The organism is Streptomyces sp. NPDC002671, from assembly GCF_053592475.1.
Genome location: NZ_JBSFVU010000002.1, coordinates 225,196 through 240,929 on the forward strand (window position 1 = coordinate 225,196; position 15,734 = coordinate 240,929).

The window sequence follows — 15,734 nt, forward strand, 5'->3', positions numbered from 1 at the left end:
GCCACATACGCGCGGGCCGCGAACACCGGATCGTAAGCTCGATGCCATGGATGCCCTGCCGCCCTACCTGATCGTGTTCGGCTTCTTCGCCCTCACGCTGGGACTCCTCACCTGGCTCGCGCGAGCCATTCGGCGCCGGGGAGCCGCCGGCGGCATGGGGGCGGCGCTGGCGGCCTACGAGGAGGCCTTCCGGGCCACCAGTCATGCCGCGCACCAGGAGGTCCGGGCGCAGGCGGAGCGCAAGTCGCCCACGGAGTCCCCGGACGGTCCGCACCGCCGGAACCGGAAGGCACGGTGATGGGCGAGTTCTGGCCCGTACCCGACGTGCTGGCCCACCTCGCCGGGCGGTGGCGGGTCGAACGGAGCGTGCGGGATCTGACGAGCGGGGACGAGGGCGGCTTCGAGGGGGTCACCGTCTTCGGCCCGCTCGACGGCGGCGGGCTGCTGCACGAGGAGTCCGGGAGGTTCAACTGGCAGGGCGTGGCGCGCCCCGCGACCCGGACGCTGCGCTTTCTGCCGGGCAGCACGCCGGGCACGGCGGACGTGAGGTTCGCGGACGGGCGGCCCTTCCACGAGCTGGACCTCACGACGGGCCGGTACGTCGCCGAGCACCCGTGCGCGGCCGACCTCTACCGGGGCGAGTTCACCGTCCTGGTTGCCGACCGCTGGCGCTCGGTGTGGCGGGTCGGCGGCCCGGCGAAGGACCTGGTGCTCACCACGGACTACGTGCGCGAGGACTGAGAGACGCCGTCCAGGCGGAGGTTCCAGCGGCCCGAGCGGCCCGTCACGGTGATCGTCGACAGCGGGCGGACGTCGATGTTCCAGTAGGTCGCGGGCGGGGCCTTCAGGGTGTAGACGAGGGCGGCGCGTATCACCGAGGGCTCGGCGACGGCGACGATCCGGCCGCCGTCCCCCACCGGCCGCGTGTCGAGCCAGCCGCCGACCCGGGTGATGAAGGCCAGCAGCGACTCGCCGCCGTGCGGGGTGGAGCGCGGATCGGCGAGCCAGGCGTCCACCGCCTCCGGCTCGCGGGCCATCGCCTCGCCCAGCGTCAGCCCGCGCCAGCGGCCCATGTCGCAGTCGCGCAGCGCGAGTTGGACCAGCGGGGCATACCCCAGGACGTCGCCGGTGACCCGGCTGCGCGGGGTCGGCGAGCAGTAGCGCAGCTCGGCCGCCGACAGCGGCAGCAGGTCCCCGGCGACGCGCTGCACCTCGTCCCAGCCCGCCTGGTCCAGCGGCCGGTCGTCCTCGAAACGCTCCGCCAGCCGCGGGGAGCTGCGCGCGGCGGCCACGAACGTCACCCTCAGTGGCATGCGGTGATGGTGAGCCCCAGGTGTCCGCCGGTCAAGGGGTATCACCCGTCGGTCACCTGAAGTGCACGCCGGGTGAGCGCGGGTGCAGGAGTTGCGCGTCGGAGTCACTCGTAGTGGTGGATCATCCACTCCTCGGGACGGTCCAGCGGCCGGAAGCCGAGCTTCTGGTACACCCCGTGCGCGTCCGCCGTGGCGAGCAGGATGCGGCGCAGCCCGTACGGCCGCAGGTACTCGCGGATCTCGCCCACGAGCGCCGTGCCGAGGCCCTTGCCGCGCGCCGACGGGTCGACGTACACGTCGGCGAGCCAGGCGAACATCGCCAGGTCGGTCACCACGCGCGCGTACGCCACCTGCTCCCCCGAGGCGGTGGCGTAGACGCCGAAGTTGATCGAGGAGGCCATCGCGCGCTCGTGCTTCTCGCGGGGCCGGTCGATCGCCCAGTACGCGTCGGTCGACAGCCAGCCGTGGACGCGTTCGACGTCGACGCGGTCGGCGTCGGCGGAGAACTCGTAGCCGTCGGGAAAGCCCGGTGCATCGCTCATGGCGTGATCATCACAGGTCCTCGACGCCGGAGTCGAGCGAGTACACCCGTCCGGTCACGGCGTCCCCATAACCTCGTCGTACGCCTGGCGCAGCCGTCGTACACCCTCCGCGATCTCCCCGGTGCCGGCGACCGCCGCGAAGCTCAACCGCAGGTGGGGGGCGGGGGGTTCGGCGCTGAAGTAGGGGCGGCCGGGGGTGAGGGCGACGCCCGCGCGCAGGCCGGCGGCGGTCAGGGCAGCCTCTCCCTCAGAGCCGAAAGCCTGGGAGGTGCCCCCAGTACCGTCAGGGAGGCGCACCCAGAGCTGGTATCCGCCGGACGGCACGTGCGGGACGGCGAGTTCGGGCAGGTGCAGCGCGAGCGCGGCCGTCATGGCGTCGCGGCGGGCCTTCAACTCGGCCGAGAGCGCCCGCAGATGGCGGGGCCAGGCCGGGGAGCCGACGAGTTCCAGGGCCGCTTCCTGGAGTGGCCGGGGAACGAAGAAGCTGTCCACGACCTGGATGGCGCGCAGGCGTTCCAGCACGGGACCGCGCGCGGCCAGCGCGCTCACCCGGAAGCTGGGCGAGGTCGCCTTGGTCAGCGAGCCGACGTGGACGACGACGCCATCGGGGTCGTCGGCGACCAGCGGGCGGGGCAGCGGGCCGGAGTCCGCGTGGACGAGGCGGCGTACGAAGTCGTCCTCGATGACGAAGGCACCGGCCGCGCGGGCGATGCGCAGCACCTCGGCGCGCCGGTCGGGGGCGAGCACGGCGCCGGTCGGGTTCTGGAACAGCGGCTGGCAGACGAACACCCGGGCGCCGCTGGCCTTGAAGGCGTCCGCGAGCAGCTGCGGCTTCACGCCCTCGGAGTCGACCGGCACCGGGACCGGGCGCAGGCCGGCCGCGCGGGCGAGGGCGAGCATGCCCGGGTAGGTGGGCGACTCCACGAGCACCGGCGCGCCGGGCGGGGCGAGCGCGCGCAGAGCGGTGGCCAGCGCCGACTGGCCGCCTGCGGCGATCAGCACCTCGGCGGCGGTGACGGCACCGCCGATGCCGCGCGCGAACCACTCGCGCAGCTCGGGCAGCCCCTCCAGGGGCGGCCTCCCCCAGGCGCCGGGCCGCCGTCCGGCGCGGGCCAGGGCCGCCGCCATCGCCCGCTCGGGCTGCAGGGACGGGTGCAGATAGCCGCCGCTGAACTCCAGCACGCCGGGCGGCGGCGCGGCGAGCGAGACGGTGACTCCGGAGGCGTCCACCGTGCGCGGTACGAGGTCGGGGGTGCCGTCGGCGCTCAGCGCGACCTCCTGCCAGGAGGTGTCCCCGGCGGGCGCGGGCGTCTCCTGCGGCCGGGCGCGGAAGGCGCCGGCGCCGGGCCGGGTGACCACCAGCCCCTCGGCGGCCAGCTGGGCGAGCGCCCGCGAGACGGTCACCGGGCTCACCCGGAACCGCTCGACCAGGGCCCGGCTCGACGGGAGCTTTCCACCTGGTGAGTAGCGGTTCAGCTCTCTCCGCAACTGTTCCGCGAGTTCACCCACACTGCTACGCTCATGCATGAGAGCACAGAGTAGCGCTACTACCGCGAAGCCGATAGCAGTCACCGCTCCCCGCGAGCACCGGACCGCCAGCCTGGGCACCGTCCAGGCCGCCCTCGGTGTGACCGCCTTCTCGCTGACCTTCCCGTCGACCGCCTGGGGTCTGGAGAGCTTCGGTCCCTGGTCCCTGGTGGCCGTGCGCAGCGTGCTCGCAGCGCTCGTCGCGGGCAGTTGTCTGCTGGCCCTCCGGGTGCGGCTGCCCGCGCGGCGCCATCTGCCGGGGCTGGCGGTCGTCGCCGCCGGAGTCGTGCTCGGCTTCCCGATGCTCACCACGCTCGCCCTGCAGACCTCCACCACCGCGCACGCCGCCGTCGTCGTGGGCCTGCTGCCGCTGACCACCGCCGCCTTCTCCGCCCTGCGCATGGGCCACCGGCCCTCGCGCCGGTTCTGGCTGGCGGCCGTGGCGGGCGCGGCGGCCGTGCTCGCCTTCACGATCGGCCAGAGCGGCGGCGCGCTCACGGCGGCCGACGGCTATCTGTTCGCGGCGCTGCTGGTGTGCGCGGCCGGGTACACCGAGGGCGGCCGGCTGGCCCGGGTCATGCCGGGCTGGCAGGTCGTCGGCTGGGCGCTGGTGCTGTGCCTGCCGCTGACCGCGCCGGCCGCCGCGCTGGGGCTGTCGTTCGAGCCGGTGCACCTGACCGGCCACGGGGTGGTGGGCGTGCTGTGGGTGTCCGTGGGCTCGACCTTCCTCGGCCTGCTGGTCTGGTACCGGGGAATGGCGGCCATCGGCATCCCGCGCGCCAGCCAGTTGCAGTTGGCTCAGCCGCTGCTCACACTGGTGTGGTCGGCGCTGCTGCTGGGCGAGCACTTCACGGCGGCTGCTCCGCTGACCGCCGTCGCGGTGCTCGTGTGCATCGCCGTCACTCAGCGGTCGTGATCGTGAGGAGGGCCTGCAGATGCGCGCACGCAAGGGCGACCAGCTGATCCAGCACGGCAGGGTGGTCGGCCAACACGACAAGGTCGGCGAGATCGTCGAAGTTCTGGGCCAGGAGGGCAACCCGCCGTTCCGCGTCCGCTTCGAGGACGGGCACGAGGGCGTCTGCTCCCCCGGTCCCGACACCGAGATCCGGCACACGGAAGTCCGGCGGAAGTAACCTCAGCGCGGTGGCGTCGCCGGCTTCCCGTAGTGGTCGGCGACCACCCGCGCCAGCGCCCCGATCGGGTCCGCCGCCACGTCCCCGGCGGCGAAGAACACATGCCCGCGCACCTCGGGATAACGGGCGGCGAGAGTGAGGTGCCGGGACAGTTCGACCGGGTCCTGCCAGGCCGAGGGCTGTCCTGCGGCCCCCGCCTTGTACAGCGCCTCGCCCAGGTACAGGTGTGTCTTCGTGCCCTTGGCGACCGACGCCCACCAGGCGGTCAGGGTCTTGTAGTCGGCGGGGCCGAAGCCGATGTGCCAGTACAGCTGCGGGACGATGTAGTCGATCCAGTGGTTGCGGACCCATTTCCGGGTGTCCGCGTACAGGTCGTCGTACGTCTGTACGCCCGCGCGTGTGCTGGAGCCCCGTGAGTCGGTCGAGGCGTTGCGCCACACCCCGAAGGGGCTGATCCCGAACCGGGTGCCGGGCCGGACCCGCTTGATCCCGGCGGCCATCTCCTTCACCAGCTTGTCGATGTTGTCGCGCCGCCAGGCGGCCCGGCTGGAGAAGGCGCCGCCATAGGTGTCGTACGCCGCGTCGTCGTCGAAGGTCTGTCCGGCGACCGGATACGGATAGAAGTAGTCGTCGAAGTGCACCGCGTCGACCGGGTACCGGGCGACCGCGTCGAGCATGGCCTTCTGCACGAAGGCGCGGACTTTCGGCAGGCCGGGGTTGTAGTAGAGCCTGCCGTCGTAGGGCACCACCCAGTCCGGGTGCTTGCGGGCCGGGTGCGCGGGGGCGAGGCGCTTCGGGTCGGTGTGGATCGCGATCCGGTACGGGTTGAACCAGGCGTGCAGTTGCAGGCCGCGCGCGTGGGCCTCCTGCACCGCCGTGCCGAGCGGGTCCCAGCCGGGACTCTTCCCCTGGGTGCCGGTCAGGTACTGCGACCAGGGCTCGTACGGCGAAGGCCACAGCGCGTCCGCGCTGGGCCGCACCTGGAGGATCACCGTGTTGAGCCGGCGGCGGACGGCCCTGTCGAGGTGGGCGATCAGCTCCTTGCGCTGGACAGCGGCCGTGAGGCCGGGCCGCGAGGGCCAGTCCCGGTTGACGACGGTCGCGAGCCACACGCCCCGCATCTCGGCGGTCGCCCGCGGCCGGTCCGGCTCCACGGCCATCCCCTGGGCTGCCGCGCCCGTGGCCAGCGTGGACAGCGCCGCCAGCGTGAAGGCCCGCCGTGACATGCGCCCCATCAGCACACCCCCATACGCTCCGGACCCGCTCCATCACGGATCGTTTTCGGCCCTAGGATGCCTCCACCCGGACGATCGATCATCGATACTTGGCGGTAACGTGCACGATTGGAGCAGGCGCCCACCCGGAGGTCCTGCCAGAGCCGGCAAACCAGCGAAGGGAACGATGTGACCGACATCGAGCGCGTCGGAGTCGTGGGCTGCGGCCAGATGGGCGCGGGCATCGCCGAGGTGTGCGCCCGCGCGGGACTGGACGTCAAGGTCGCCGAGACCACCGGCGAGGCCCTGGAGATCGGCCGTACCCGGCTGTTCAACTCCCTGGCCAAGGCCGCCGAGCGCGGCAAGATCAGCGAGGAGGAGCGGGACGCCACGCAGGCGCGGCTCAGCTTCACCACGGACCTCGGCGAGTTCGCCGACCGTGACCTGGTGATCGAGGCCGTGGTGGAGAGCGAGGCCGTGAAGACCGAGATCTTCCAGGTCCTCGACCAGGTGGTGACCCGGCCGGACGCGATCCTGGCCTCCAACACCTCCTCGATCCCGCTGGTGAAGCTGGCGGTCGCCACCTCCCGCCCCGACCACGTCGTGGGCATCCACTTCTTCAACCCGGCCCCGGTGCAGCAGCTCGTCGAGCTGATCCCGGCGCTCACCACCTCCGAGGGCACCCTCAGCCGCGCCCAGATGTTCGCCGAGAAGTCGCTCGGCAAGCACGCCATCCGCGCCCAGGACCGCTCCGGCTTCGTGGTCAACGCGCTGCTCGTGCCCTACCTGCTGTCCGCGATCCGCATGTTCGAGTCGGGCATCGCGAGCCGCGAGGACATCGACAACGGCATGGAGATGGGCTGCGCCCACCCGATGGGCCCGCTGAAGCTGTCCGACCTGATCGGCCTGGACACCATCGTCTCCATCGCCAACTCGATGTACGCCGAGTACAAGGAGCCGCTGTACGCCGCTCCCCCGCTGCTCCAGCGCATGGTCGAGGCAGGCCGGCTGGGCCGGAAGACCGGCTCGGGCTTCTACGTCTACAACTGATCAACCGGCTGACTACCTGTCTGACCCCCTGTCTGACTACAGGGAGTGACGCCCTGCGGGCCCGGCACCGGATGCGGTGCCGGGCCCGTCTGTTTCACACACCGTGTGCGCGCCGGGCACGCATATGCCCGTCACACACGCTCCCCACGCGCCCACCAGGCGAGTTCACTCTTCATGCCCATGCAAGAGATGGGGAACGACCCCGTCCGGCTACAGAGAGGAACGAAACCGTGACCACCGATTCCGATCATCCCGTGGCCCAGGAGGAACTCGCAGAGTTACGTCGCCGCCTCGATGTGGCGTACGCCCGCGTCGAGGGCGGGCTGGCGCTGCTCAGTCACCGCACCAAGGAGACCGCCAAGGAAGTGGACGAGCTGAACTCCCGCATGATCTCCCTGGAACACGCACGCTGGCCGCTGCCGTCGGTCGCCGCGCTCGCGGCCCTGGGAGCGCTCGTCGTCACGGTCTGGCAGACGCTGGCCCACTAGCTCTCCGGCCTTCTCGCCCTCCGGCCCGCTAGCCCTCGGCGAGCCTGAGGTGATGCAGCAGGAGTAACGCAGCCGCCATGTTGGCGGCCGGGACCTCCCCACGGGCGATCAGGTCGGGGACGACCTTGAGGGGGACCCATTCCCGGCGGTCCGACTCGAAGTCGTCCACGGGATGCCCGACGTACTCACCCCGGTCGGACCAGTAGATGTGGTGCCGGGCGTCGGTGAGACCGTTGGACGGCTCCACGGTCATGAGGTGGTGCAGGGGCCCCGGCCGCCAGCCGGTCTCCTCCTCCAGCTCCCTGGCGGCGGCGCTCGCAATGTCCTCGCCGTCCTCCACGACGCCCGCGGCCAGTTCCCACCCCCAGCTGTCGGTGATGAAGCGGTGGCGCCACAACAGCAGGACTTCGCCCGCCTCGTTGACCACCGTGGCCACGGCCACGGGCCGCAGCCGGATCAGGAAGTGGTCGAGGTGCCGGCCGTCCGGCAGCTCGACATCTGCGAGATTGACGCTGAACCAGCGGTTTTCATACACAGTTTGTTCGTTCTGTTTCGTCCACTGCACGGTTCTGCCACCTTCCGCCGAGTAAGTGGCAATATCGCAGCAGGGACGGTGCAGTCACAGTGCGTCTACAGCGGTACGCGCAGTGCGCCGTCGATGAGTTCGGCGGCTTCGGCGGTTCCGGCGGAGCCGCTGCGCACCAGGTGCTCGCGTACCGCGCGCAGTCTGTCGCGCAGCCGCTGGGACTCCATCCCGCGGGCCTGCTCGGCCATCTGCACGGCCGTGGCCACCGCCTTGTCGGCATGGCCCTGGCGCAGTTCGACGGTGCTGAGCATGGCGAGCCGGTGCACCCGCCCCCGGTCGTGGGCCGGGTTGTCCACCGCCGCCGCGGCGTGCTCCCCGGCGGCGGCCAGCTCGCCGAGGCTGAGCAGCGCCTCGGCCACCTGGACGTTGACGAGGCCGGGCTGGACGTAGCCGGTCTCGTCGGGCTCGTACCCGCGCCGGATGCGCTCGGCGGCCGTCTCGGCCCGGCGGATGCAGGACAGGGCGCTGCCGGAGTCGCCGAGGTGGGCGTACGCCTTCGCCTGCATCGCGTACAGGTCGGAGGCGAGCGCCGGGGTGATGTGCTTTCCGGCGGCGCGCAGCGCGGCCTCCGCAAAGGCGACGGCCTGCCGGAACTCCTGCATGTACAGCGCCTGGTTGACCAGCAGCGCGATCACATACGCGCCAAGTCCCCGGTCCCCGCTGGCCTTTGCCAGCCTGAGTGCCTGGTGGAAGTAGCGCTGTGCGAGTCCGTGTGCGTCGGAGTCGTACGCGCAGATGCCGGCGATCGCCACCAACCCGCCTGTGGCTCGGTGCAGTTGGCGGCCGGTGGCATCGGTGTAGCTGCCGCGCAGCAGCGGCGCCGCCTCGGCGTTGAGGAAGCCGACGATGCGGGTGCGGGTCGCGATGCCGCCCGCCTTGCGGTACATCTGCTCGTAGTGGGTGCGGGCGGAGCGCAGCATCTCGATGTCGGCCGTCGTGACGCGATGCCGGCCGCCCCGGGAGACGTCCACGTCCTCGGGCGGGTTCTCCCACTCCCACACCGGCATCACGGCCGGGGTGCCGGTGACGGCCGGGGCGCCCAGCACATGAGGCCGCTGCTGTTCGTCGGAGCGCCACAGCGCGGTGGCCCGCTCCACGAAGCCGGACAGCGAACCGGCGTGCGTGCTGCTCGGCTCACCGGGCACACCGAGCCCGATGTCGTCCAGGGTGACGGGCCGCTGCAGCCGGACCGCGAGCACCTCGCAGATCAGGTCGGGCACCTGACCGCGGGGCCGCTGGCCCTTCAACCACCGGGCGACAGCGGTGTGTTCGTACCGCAGCGCCAGCCCTCTCCTGCGGCCGGCCTGGTTGACGTGGGCGGCGAGACCGGCGTGCGAGATCCCCGCCTCGTCCAGGATCGCGTCGAGCAGAGTGTTGGGCTGCATGGGATGCCCCCCAAGTGGCGTGGTGGCAGTCAGACTAGTGCGGGTCCGTTCACACGGGGTGTGAACCGAGTGCGCGCATCCAGGGTGTGTGCACGCTGTTGCGGAGCGTGGCGGGTCGGTTGACTGGGGTGCCTCGCAAGAGACCGGCCAAGCCGCCGGCTCCCCCTCGAACAGCGGCGGCTTGGCCGGGGGCGGCCAAGAGGGTGCGGCTAGCGGTTCGTTGTCGGCTGCGGGTCTGTGGGGGCTGATCGCGCCCCCGCGGCAGGGCCGCTGAGGTCACCGTCCCGCGCTCCTGGGGAGTTGGACAGCGCCCGGCTCCGGTCGTTCCGGAGGACCAGTACCGCCACGTCGTCCGTGGGTCTGCCCGCTGTGTGGTGCAGAAGAGCCGTGAAAAAGGTGCGCAGGACCGTCTGGGGCGAGACCGGGGCCTCGCGCACGGCCTCGCGCAGCACTGTCGGCAGGGAGAAGAACCGGCCTCGGGCATCTCTCGCGTCCTCCGCGCCGTCCGTGTACAGGACCAGGGAGTCACCTGGCAGCAGCCGCCCGCAGGAGCGGTCCGTCAGCTCCGCCGGCAGGGGGAACGGGCCCAGTGGCGGGAGCGGATCCGCGCGGCTCAGCAGTTGCACGCTGGTGCCGCGGAGCAGATACGGCCACGGATGGCCGCAGTTGAGGGTGCGCAGCTCGCCGTCCTTGCCGATTTCCAGCAGCAGGAGGGTGACGAACTCCTCGGCGACCGGGTTGTCGAGGTCCGGGGCGCCGTTCGAGGGGTGTTCGGCGCGGGCCCGTTCACGCAGGTGCCGGGCCAGGGCACGCTCCAGTCTCCGGAGCACGAGCCCGAGTTCGGGCTCGTCGTGGGCCGCCTCGCGGAAGCTGCCGAGGACGGCGGCGACGGTGCCGAGCGCGCCGAGCCCGTGGCCGCGCACGTCCCCCATGACGACCCGGACGCCGTATTCGGTGGCGACCGCCTCGTACAGGTCCCCGCCGATGCTCGCGCCCCGGTCGGCGGAGAGCTGGGCGGCGGCGAGATTCAGGCCGGCGAGCCGGGGCGGCGGCGGCCGTAGCACCACGCTCTGCGCGGCGCCCGCGACCCGTCGGGCCTGCCGGAGTTCGCGCAGCAGCGTGCGGCGGACGTGGAATATCAGCCCGGCGCCGACGGCCAAGAACACGGCGCACGTCACGATGCGCGCGCCGAGCCCGTTCTGCTGGGCGAGGGGGCAGCCGAACTTGTAGGCGACCGCCGCGGCTCCCCAGACCGTGGGCAGTACGGCTCCCCTCGCGGTGGGTGCCCGTGCCTTGATGCGGATCATGCCTCTGGTCCCCCATGTGGGCTCTGACAGAGCAGACGGACCGACCCCGAAAGGCCGGTCCGATTCTGTCGACGGCATGCCCCGGGGGCACCAGATCACCCCGAGTTCCCACCCAAAAGAGTGATCCCACCCGGGTCAACCTGCATTTATGCAGGTTGACCCGGGTGGGATACCCCTACGGCGATCAGCCCCGAAGCACAGCCCCGGTCCGCTCGCCGGCGAGGGCCACAGCCGCATCCCGAGCGGCCGACGCCTCATCAACCGTCAGCGTCCGGTCCCCGGCCCGGAAGCGGAGCGCATACGCCAGGGACTTCTTGCCCTCGCCCAGGTGCTCGGCGTTCTCATACACGTCGAACAGCCGGATGGACTCCAGGAGTTCACCCGCACCCTCGCGCAGCGCCGCCTCGACCTCCGTGGCCGGGATGGGCTTGTCGACGACGAGGGCGACGTCCTGCGTGGCGACCGGGAACGTGGAGATGCTCGGCGCCTGCGGGACACCGTCGCCCACCGCCTCTAGGGCGTCCAGGTCCAGCTCCATCGCGCAGGTGCGCTCAGGCAGACCCAGGGCCTTCACCACACGCGGGTGCAGTTCGCCGGCGTGGCCCACGACGCGCTCCGCGCCGTCGGCGACGACCACCAGCTCGGCGCAGCGACCGGGGTGCCACGGGCCGTACTGACCCTTGCGCACGACCAGGTCGGCACCGGCCTCGCGGGCGACGGCACGCGCCGCCTCGATCGCGTCGGCCCAGCCGGCCGGGCGGCCTGCGCCCCACCAGCCGGCCTGTTCGCGGGCGCCCGTGAGGACGACGGCCACGTGCCGCGGCTGGTCGGGCAGCGCGGCGTTCAGCCGCGCGATCTCCTCGTCGGTGGGACGGCGGTCGACGGGCAGGTGCCCGGCGACGCGCTGCTCCTCGCGCGGCAGGAAGACCAGACCGGTCTCGAACAGGGCCAGGTCGTGCGAGCCCCGGCCGTCGTTGCGCCGCAAGGCACCGAGCAGGCCCGGCAGCAGCGTCGTACGGAGCGCGGGCTCCTCGTCGTTGAGCGGGTTGACGAGCTTGACGACGCGGCGCTTCGGGTCGTCGGACTCCAGGCCGAGCTGGTTGAAGACCTGCTCGCCGACGAAGGGGTAGTTCGGCGCCTCGACGTAGCCGGCGCCGGCCAGTGCCCGGCCGACGCGGCGGTGCAGCCGCTGCCGGTGGGTGAGGCCGCGGCCCGAGGGGAGCTTGGGCAGCGTGGAGGGCAGGTTCTCGTAGCCCTCCAGGCGGATGACCTCTTCGGCCAGGTCGTTGGGGTCGGCCAGGTCGGGACGCCAGGACGGGACGCTGACGACCAGCTCGTCCTGCCCGTAGACGTGGCAGCCGACCTCCTGGAGACGGCGCACGACCGTCTCACGGCCATAGTCGACGCCCGCGACCTCGTCCGGGTGGCTGGCCGGGATGGTGACGGTCTGCGGCTCGGACGGAGCGACGACCTCGGTGACACCGGCCTCGGCGGTGCCGCCCGCGAGCAGCACCAGCAGGTCCACCGTGCGCTGGGCGGCGGCGGACGCGGCCTGCGGGTCGACGCCCCGCTCGAAGCGGCGGGACGCCTCGGACAGCAGCTTGTGGCGGCGGGCCGTACGCGCGATCGAGATCGCGTCGAAGTGGGCGGCCTCGATGACCACGTCGGACGTGGCGTTCGCCCCGTTCTCGGTGGCCTCGTGGTCGGCGATCTCCGTGTTGGCGCCGCCCATGACGCCGGCGAGGCCGATCGGGCCGCGCTCGTCGGTGATGACCAGGTCCTCGGCGTGCAGCTTGCGCTCGACGCCGTCGAGGGTGACGAGCTTCTCGCCCTCCGCGGCGCGGCGCACGCCGATGGTGCCCTTGACCAGCGTGCGGTCGTAGGCGTGCAGGGGCTGGCCCAGCTCCATCATCACGTAGTTCGTGACGTCGACGGCGAGCGAGATCGGGCGCATGCCGACCTTCTGCAGGCGGCGCTGCAGCCAGATCGGGGAGCGCGCCTCGGGGCTCAGGCCGGTCACCGTGCGGGCGGTGAAGCGGTCGCAGCCGTGCGCGTCGGAGACCTGGACCGGGTAGCCGAAGGCGTTCGGGGCCGGTACGTCGATCAGGGCCGGGTCGCGCAGCGGCAGGCCGTAGGCGATGGCGGTCTCGCGGGCCACGCCGCGGATGGACAGGCAGTCGCCGCGGTTGGCGGTGACGGCGATGTCCAGGACCTCGTCGACCAGCTCCAGCAGCTCGATGGCGTCCTTGCCGACCTCGGTCTCCGGCGGCAGCACGATGATGCCGTGGTTGCCGTCGTCGCCCATGCCCAGCTCGTCGCTGGAGCAGATCATGCCGTGGGAGGTCTTGCCGTAGGTCTTGCGGGCGGCGATCGAGAACCCGCCGGGCAGCTCGGCGCCGGGCAGGACCACGACGACCTTGTCGCCGACCGCGAAGTTGCGGGCGCCGCAGACGATCTCCTGGGGCTCGCCGGTGCCGTTGGCCTGGCCGACGTCGACGGTGCAGAAGCGGATCGGCTTCTTGAAGCCCTCCAGCTCCTCGATGGTCAGCACCTGGCCGACGGCCAGCGGACCCTTGAGGTCGGCGCCGAGCTGCTCGACGGTCTCGACCTCCAGACCTGCCGAAATGAGCTTGGCCTGGACGTCACGGCCGGTTTCGGTCGCCGGCAGGTCGACGTACTCCCGCAGCCAAGAAAGCGGGACCCGCATCAGATCTCCATCCCGAACGGCCGGGTGAACCGGATGTCACCCTCGACCATGTCTCGCATGTCTTCGACGTTGTGGCGGAACATCAGCATCCGCTCGATGCCGAACCCGAAGGCGAAGCCGCTGTACTTCTCCGGGTCGACGCCGCAGGCGGTCAGCACCTTCGGGTTGACCATGCCGCAGCCGCCCAGCTCGATCCAGCCCTCGCTGGAGCAGGTGCGGCAGGGGCGGTCGGGGTTGCCGACGGACTCGCCCTTGCACACGTAGCAGAGCATGTCCATCTCGGCGCTCGGCTCGGTGAAGGGGAAGAAGTTCGGCCGCAGCCGGGTCTTCATGCCCTCGCCGAACAGGGACTGGACCATGTGGTCCAGGGTGCCCTTGAGGTCGGCCATGGTCAGGCCCTCGTCCACGGCGAGCAGCTCGACCTGGTGGAAGACCGGGGTGTGGGTGGCGTCCAGCTCGTCGGTGCGGTACACGCGGCCGGGGCAGATCACGTAGACCGGCAGCTCGCGGTCGAGCAGGGAGCGGATCTGCACGGGCGAGGTGTGGGTGCGCAGCACGACGCCGGACTCGGTGCCGCCGGACCCCGCGGCGGAGCCGCTGTCGGATGCAGTCTGCACGAAGAAGGTGTCGGCCTCGCCGCGGGCCGGGTGGTCCGGGCCGATGTTCAGGGCGTCGAAGTTGAACCACTCCGCCTCGACCTGCGGGCCCTCGGCGACCTCGTAGCCCATGGCCACGAAGATGTCCTCGATCCGCTCGGAGAGCGTGGTCAGGGGGTGGCGGGCGCCGGCCGGGACGCGGTCGTGGGACAGCGTGACGTCGACGTCCTCCTCCACCAGCACTCGGGCGTCGCGCTCGGCCTCCAGCTCGCTCTGGCGGGCGGCGAGGCCCTTGTTCACGGCGCCGCGGGCCATGCCGACGCGCTTGCCGGCCTCGGCCTTGGCCTGCGGGGGCAGGGCGCCGATCTCGCGGTTGGCGAGGGCCAGCGGGGAGGCCGGGCCGGTGTGGGCGATCTTGGCCTCGTGGAGCGCGTCGAGGGAGTCCGCGGCGGCGAAGGCGGCGAGCGCCTCGTCCCGCATGCGCTCGATCTCTTCCGGTTTCAACGCCTCGACCTCGACAGGGTCGTACGACTTATTCGGTGCCGACATCTCTTCCCGTGCTTCCGATTGGCTGGCTGAATGGTCCCCATGACCGGCGCTGAGGGCCGCGTGCAGGACACAAAGGTGCCAAAGGCCGAGTCTAACGGGGTTGGGGAATGTGAATGCGCCCGTGGCCCACTAGGCGAGATACGCCGGTGCGCTCACGGGCAACGTAAATCGGAATTCCGCGCCGCCGCCGGGGGCGCGGCCGACCGTGATGAGGCCGCCGTGGGCCTCGACGATGCCCTTGACGATGTAGAGCCCGAGGCCGGTGCCACCGCGCTTGCTGCCCCGCCAGAAGCGGGTGAAGACGCGGTTCATGGACTCCTCCGGGATGCCGGGCCCCTCGTCGCTCACCGTGACCGACGTGCCGGTTTCCTCGCCCTCGCGGGGGGACGCCGTGGGCGTGATGTCAATGGTGACGGTTCCTTCGCCGTGCCGCACGGCATTTTCGATGAGGTTGCTCAGCACCTGGTCGACCTTGTCGGGGTCGGCCCACAGGTCGGGCAGCGGCTGGTCGATGCGGAGCAGGAAGCGGCCGGCGGGCTGGCCGGCGGCGACGTAGGCCTGGATGTGCCGGGAGACGGCCGCGCCTATGTCGACGGGCTGCCGGCGCACCTCCAGCCGGCCGCTGTCGATCCGGGAGATGTCGAGCAGCTCGGCGATGAGCCGGGTGACGCGGTCGGCGTCGGCGTCGACGGTCTCCAGCATCAGCCGCTTCTGGTCGTCGGTGAAACGTGCCCACTTGGCGAGGAGGGTGGCGGTGAACCCCTTGACGGAGGTCAGCGGGGAACGCAGTTCGTGGGCGACGGTGGCGATCAGCTCGGCGTGGCTGCGCTCGGTGCGCCGGCGGGCCTCGGTGTCGCGCAGCGAGACGACGACGCGCCGTACGGGCCCCAGGGGCTCAGCGCGCACGTACCGGGCGGAGACCAGCACCTCCCGGCCGCCGGGCAGCAGCAGGTTGCGCTCGGGCTGCCGCACCCGGATCGCAAGCCCGCCGTAGGGGTCGGTGAGCTGCCACCAGCGCCGCCCCTCCAGGTCTTCCAAGGGCAGGACCCGCTCCAGGGGCTTGCCGAGAGCCTCGGCGGCGGGTACGGCGGTGATGCGCTGGGCGGCGGCGTTGAAGCAGACGATCCGGCCGTGCTCGTCGGCGACGACGAGGCCGTCGGGCAGCTGGTCGGGGTCGATGCCGAGCCGGATCTCGGTGCGGTCCCCGACCTCGGCGGGGCCGTCGGTCCCGGTGGGGGCAGCGGGCCGGGGCGCGGGCGTGCGGCGCGCCTCCCGCCCTTCCGGCGCAGTGCTCGTGCCGACCACACTCATCCCCGTAGCCCACCTCTCAGACGGCG

At 72.1% G+C, this 15,734-nt stretch carries 16 protein-coding genes; 6 read left to right on the forward strand and 10 right to left on the reverse strand.

The annotated features are described in order from the left end of the window. Positions 1-46: 46 nt before the first annotated feature. Positions 47-298: a hypothetical protein gene (locus ACWD35_RS03765; protein WP_451349511.1), complete on the forward strand. Its 252-nt coding sequence runs from the start codon at positions 47-49 to the stop codon at positions 296-298. Further along, complete coding sequence (locus ACWD35_RS03770) at positions 298-741, forward strand: DUF6314 family protein (protein WP_451349512.1); 444 nt, start codon at positions 298-300, stop codon at positions 739-741. The genes ACWD35_RS03765 and ACWD35_RS03770 overlap by 1 nt, the downstream gene beginning before the upstream one ends. Here the strand turns inward: ACWD35_RS03770 and ACWD35_RS03775 are convergent. The 3 genes from ACWD35_RS03775 to ACWD35_RS03785 all read right to left on the reverse strand — a co-directional run bounded on the left by ACWD35_RS03775 (position 723) and on the right by ACWD35_RS03785 (position 3,382). Further along, complete coding sequence (locus ACWD35_RS03775; RefSeq protein ID WP_451349513.1) at positions 723-1,313, reverse strand: histidine phosphatase family protein; 591 nt, start codon at positions 1,311-1,313, stop codon at positions 723-725. The two genes, ACWD35_RS03770 and ACWD35_RS03775, sit on opposite strands and share 19 nt — an antisense overlap. A 104-nt stretch (positions 1,314-1,417) precedes the next feature. Continuing rightward, entirely contained in the window at positions 1,418-1,855 is a 438-nt protein-coding gene (locus tag ACWD35_RS03780; protein ID WP_451349514.1) for a GNAT family N-acetyltransferase, read from the reverse strand. A 54-nt stretch (positions 1,856-1,909) separates the two neighbouring features. Next, the gene (locus ACWD35_RS03785) at positions 1,910-3,382 is read right to left on the reverse strand and encodes an aminotransferase-like domain-containing protein (RefSeq protein WP_451349515.1); all 1,473 of its coding nucleotides are present in this window, start codon (positions 3,380-3,382) and stop codon (positions 1,910-1,912) included. On the opposite strand from ACWD35_RS03785, the gene ACWD35_RS03790 reads away from it, so the two are divergent. Together ACWD35_RS03790 and ACWD35_RS03795 are read left to right on the forward strand one after the other, a co-directional pair. After that, positions 3,381-4,298, forward strand: a complete 918-nt coding sequence (locus ACWD35_RS03790) for a DMT family transporter (RefSeq protein WP_451349516.1) — start codon at positions 3,381-3,383, stop codon at positions 4,296-4,298. The two genes, ACWD35_RS03785 and ACWD35_RS03790, sit on opposite strands and share 2 nt — an antisense overlap. A 19-nt stretch (positions 4,299-4,317) precedes the next feature. Beyond that, positions 4,318-4,515 (forward strand): DUF1918 domain-containing protein, encoded by a 198-nt coding sequence (locus ACWD35_RS03795; protein ID WP_451349517.1) that lies wholly within the window; start codon positions 4,318-4,320, stop codon positions 4,513-4,515. Between the two features lie 2 nt (positions 4,516-4,517). Here ACWD35_RS03795 and ACWD35_RS03800 read toward each other — a convergent pair whose 3' ends face one another. Beyond that, the gene (locus ACWD35_RS03800; protein WP_451349518.1) at positions 4,518-5,750 is read right to left on the reverse strand and encodes a glycoside hydrolase family 10 protein; all 1,233 of its coding nucleotides are present in this window, start codon (positions 5,748-5,750) and stop codon (positions 4,518-4,520) included. Between the two features lie 168 nt (positions 5,751-5,918). Between ACWD35_RS03800 and ACWD35_RS03805 the strand changes: the two genes are divergently transcribed. Continuing rightward, positions 5,919-6,779, forward strand: a complete 861-nt coding sequence (locus ACWD35_RS03805) for a 3-hydroxybutyryl-CoA dehydrogenase (RefSeq protein WP_451349519.1) — start codon at positions 5,919-5,921, stop codon at positions 6,777-6,779. 230 nt (positions 6,780-7,009) lie between these two features. Further along, positions 7,010-7,267 carry a hypothetical protein gene (locus ACWD35_RS03810; RefSeq protein WP_451349520.1) on the forward strand — a complete coding sequence of 86 codons (258 nt, stop codon included), beginning with the start codon at positions 7,010-7,012 and terminating at the stop codon, positions 7,265-7,267. Between the two features lie 28 nt (positions 7,268-7,295). Here ACWD35_RS03810 and ACWD35_RS03815 read toward each other — a convergent pair whose 3' ends face one another. From ACWD35_RS03815 to ACWD35_RS03840, 6 genes are all read right to left on the reverse strand, one after another. Beyond that, on the reverse strand, positions 7,296-7,832 hold the full coding sequence (locus ACWD35_RS03815; protein WP_451349521.1) for an NUDIX hydrolase: 537 nt from the start codon (positions 7,830-7,832) through the stop codon (positions 7,296-7,298). 65 nt (positions 7,833-7,897) lie between these two features. Further along, a complete protein-coding gene (locus tag ACWD35_RS03820; protein WP_451349522.1) occupies positions 7,898-9,238 on the reverse strand; it encodes a transcriptional regulator in 1,341 nt (446 codons plus the stop codon). A gap of 209 nt (positions 9,239-9,447) precedes the next feature. Continuing rightward, positions 9,448-10,545, reverse strand: a complete 1,098-nt coding sequence (locus tag ACWD35_RS03825; protein WP_451349523.1) for a PP2C family protein-serine/threonine phosphatase — start codon at positions 10,543-10,545, stop codon at positions 9,448-9,450. Between the two features lie 184 nt (positions 10,546-10,729). Further along, the gene (pheT, locus tag ACWD35_RS03830; RefSeq protein ID WP_451349524.1) at positions 10,730-13,252 is read right to left on the reverse strand and encodes a phenylalanine--tRNA ligase subunit beta; all 2,523 of its coding nucleotides are present in this window, start codon (positions 13,250-13,252) and stop codon (positions 10,730-10,732) included. Then, positions 13,252-14,397, reverse strand: a complete 1,146-nt coding sequence (gene pheS / locus ACWD35_RS03835) for a phenylalanine--tRNA ligase subunit alpha (RefSeq protein ID WP_451349525.1) — start codon at positions 14,395-14,397, stop codon at positions 13,252-13,254. The genes pheT and pheS overlap by 1 nt, the downstream gene beginning before the upstream one ends. Before the next feature lie 129 nt (positions 14,398-14,526). Then, on the reverse strand, positions 14,527-15,708 hold the full coding sequence (locus tag ACWD35_RS03840; RefSeq protein ID WP_451349526.1) for an ATP-binding protein: 1,182 nt from the start codon (positions 15,706-15,708) through the stop codon (positions 14,527-14,529). Positions 15,709-15,734: the final 26 nt, after the last annotated feature.

Coding starts and splice junctions, on each gene's coding strand:
- ACWD35_RS03820 (WP_451349522.1), bottom strand. CDS start 9,238: ATGCAGCCCAACACTCTGCTCGACGCGATCCTGGACGAGGCGGGGATC.
- ACWD35_RS03770 (WP_451349512.1), top strand. CDS start 298: ATGGGCGAGTTCTGGCCCGTACCCGACGTGCTGGCCCACCTCGCCGGG.
- ACWD35_RS03800 (WP_451349518.1), bottom strand. CDS start 5,750: ATGGGGCGCATGTCACGGCGGGCCTTCACGCTGGCGGCGCTGTCCACG.
- ACWD35_RS03785 (WP_451349515.1), bottom strand. CDS start 3,382: ATGCATGAGCGTAGCAGTGTGGGTGAACTCGCGGAACAGTTGCGGAGA.
- ACWD35_RS03780 (WP_451349514.1), bottom strand. CDS start 1,855: ATGAGCGATGCACCGGGCTTTCCCGACGGCTACGAGTTCTCCGCCGAC.
- ACWD35_RS03795 (WP_451349517.1), top strand. CDS start 4,318: ATGCGCGCACGCAAGGGCGACCAGCTGATCCAGCACGGCAGGGTGGTC.
- ACWD35_RS03765 (WP_451349511.1), top strand. CDS start 47: ATGGATGCCCTGCCGCCCTACCTGATCGTGTTCGGCTTCTTCGCCCTC.
- pheS (WP_451349525.1), bottom strand. CDS start 14,397: ATGTCGGCACCGAATAAGTCGTACGACCCTGTCGAGGTCGAGGCGTTG.
- ACWD35_RS03825 (WP_451349523.1), bottom strand. CDS start 10,545: ATGATCCGCATCAAGGCACGGGCACCCACCGCGAGGGGAGCCGTACTG.
- ACWD35_RS03840 (WP_451349526.1), bottom strand. CDS start 15,708: ATGAGTGTGGTCGGCACGAGCACTGCGCCGGAAGGGCGGGAGGCGCGC.
- pheT (WP_451349524.1), bottom strand. CDS start 13,252: ATGCGGGTCCCGCTTTCTTGGCTGCGGGAGTACGTCGACCTGCCGGCG.
- ACWD35_RS03775 (WP_451349513.1), bottom strand. CDS start 1,313: ATGCCACTGAGGGTGACGTTCGTGGCCGCCGCGCGCAGCTCCCCGCGG.
- ACWD35_RS03790 (WP_451349516.1), top strand. CDS start 3,381: ATGAGAGCACAGAGTAGCGCTACTACCGCGAAGCCGATAGCAGTCACC.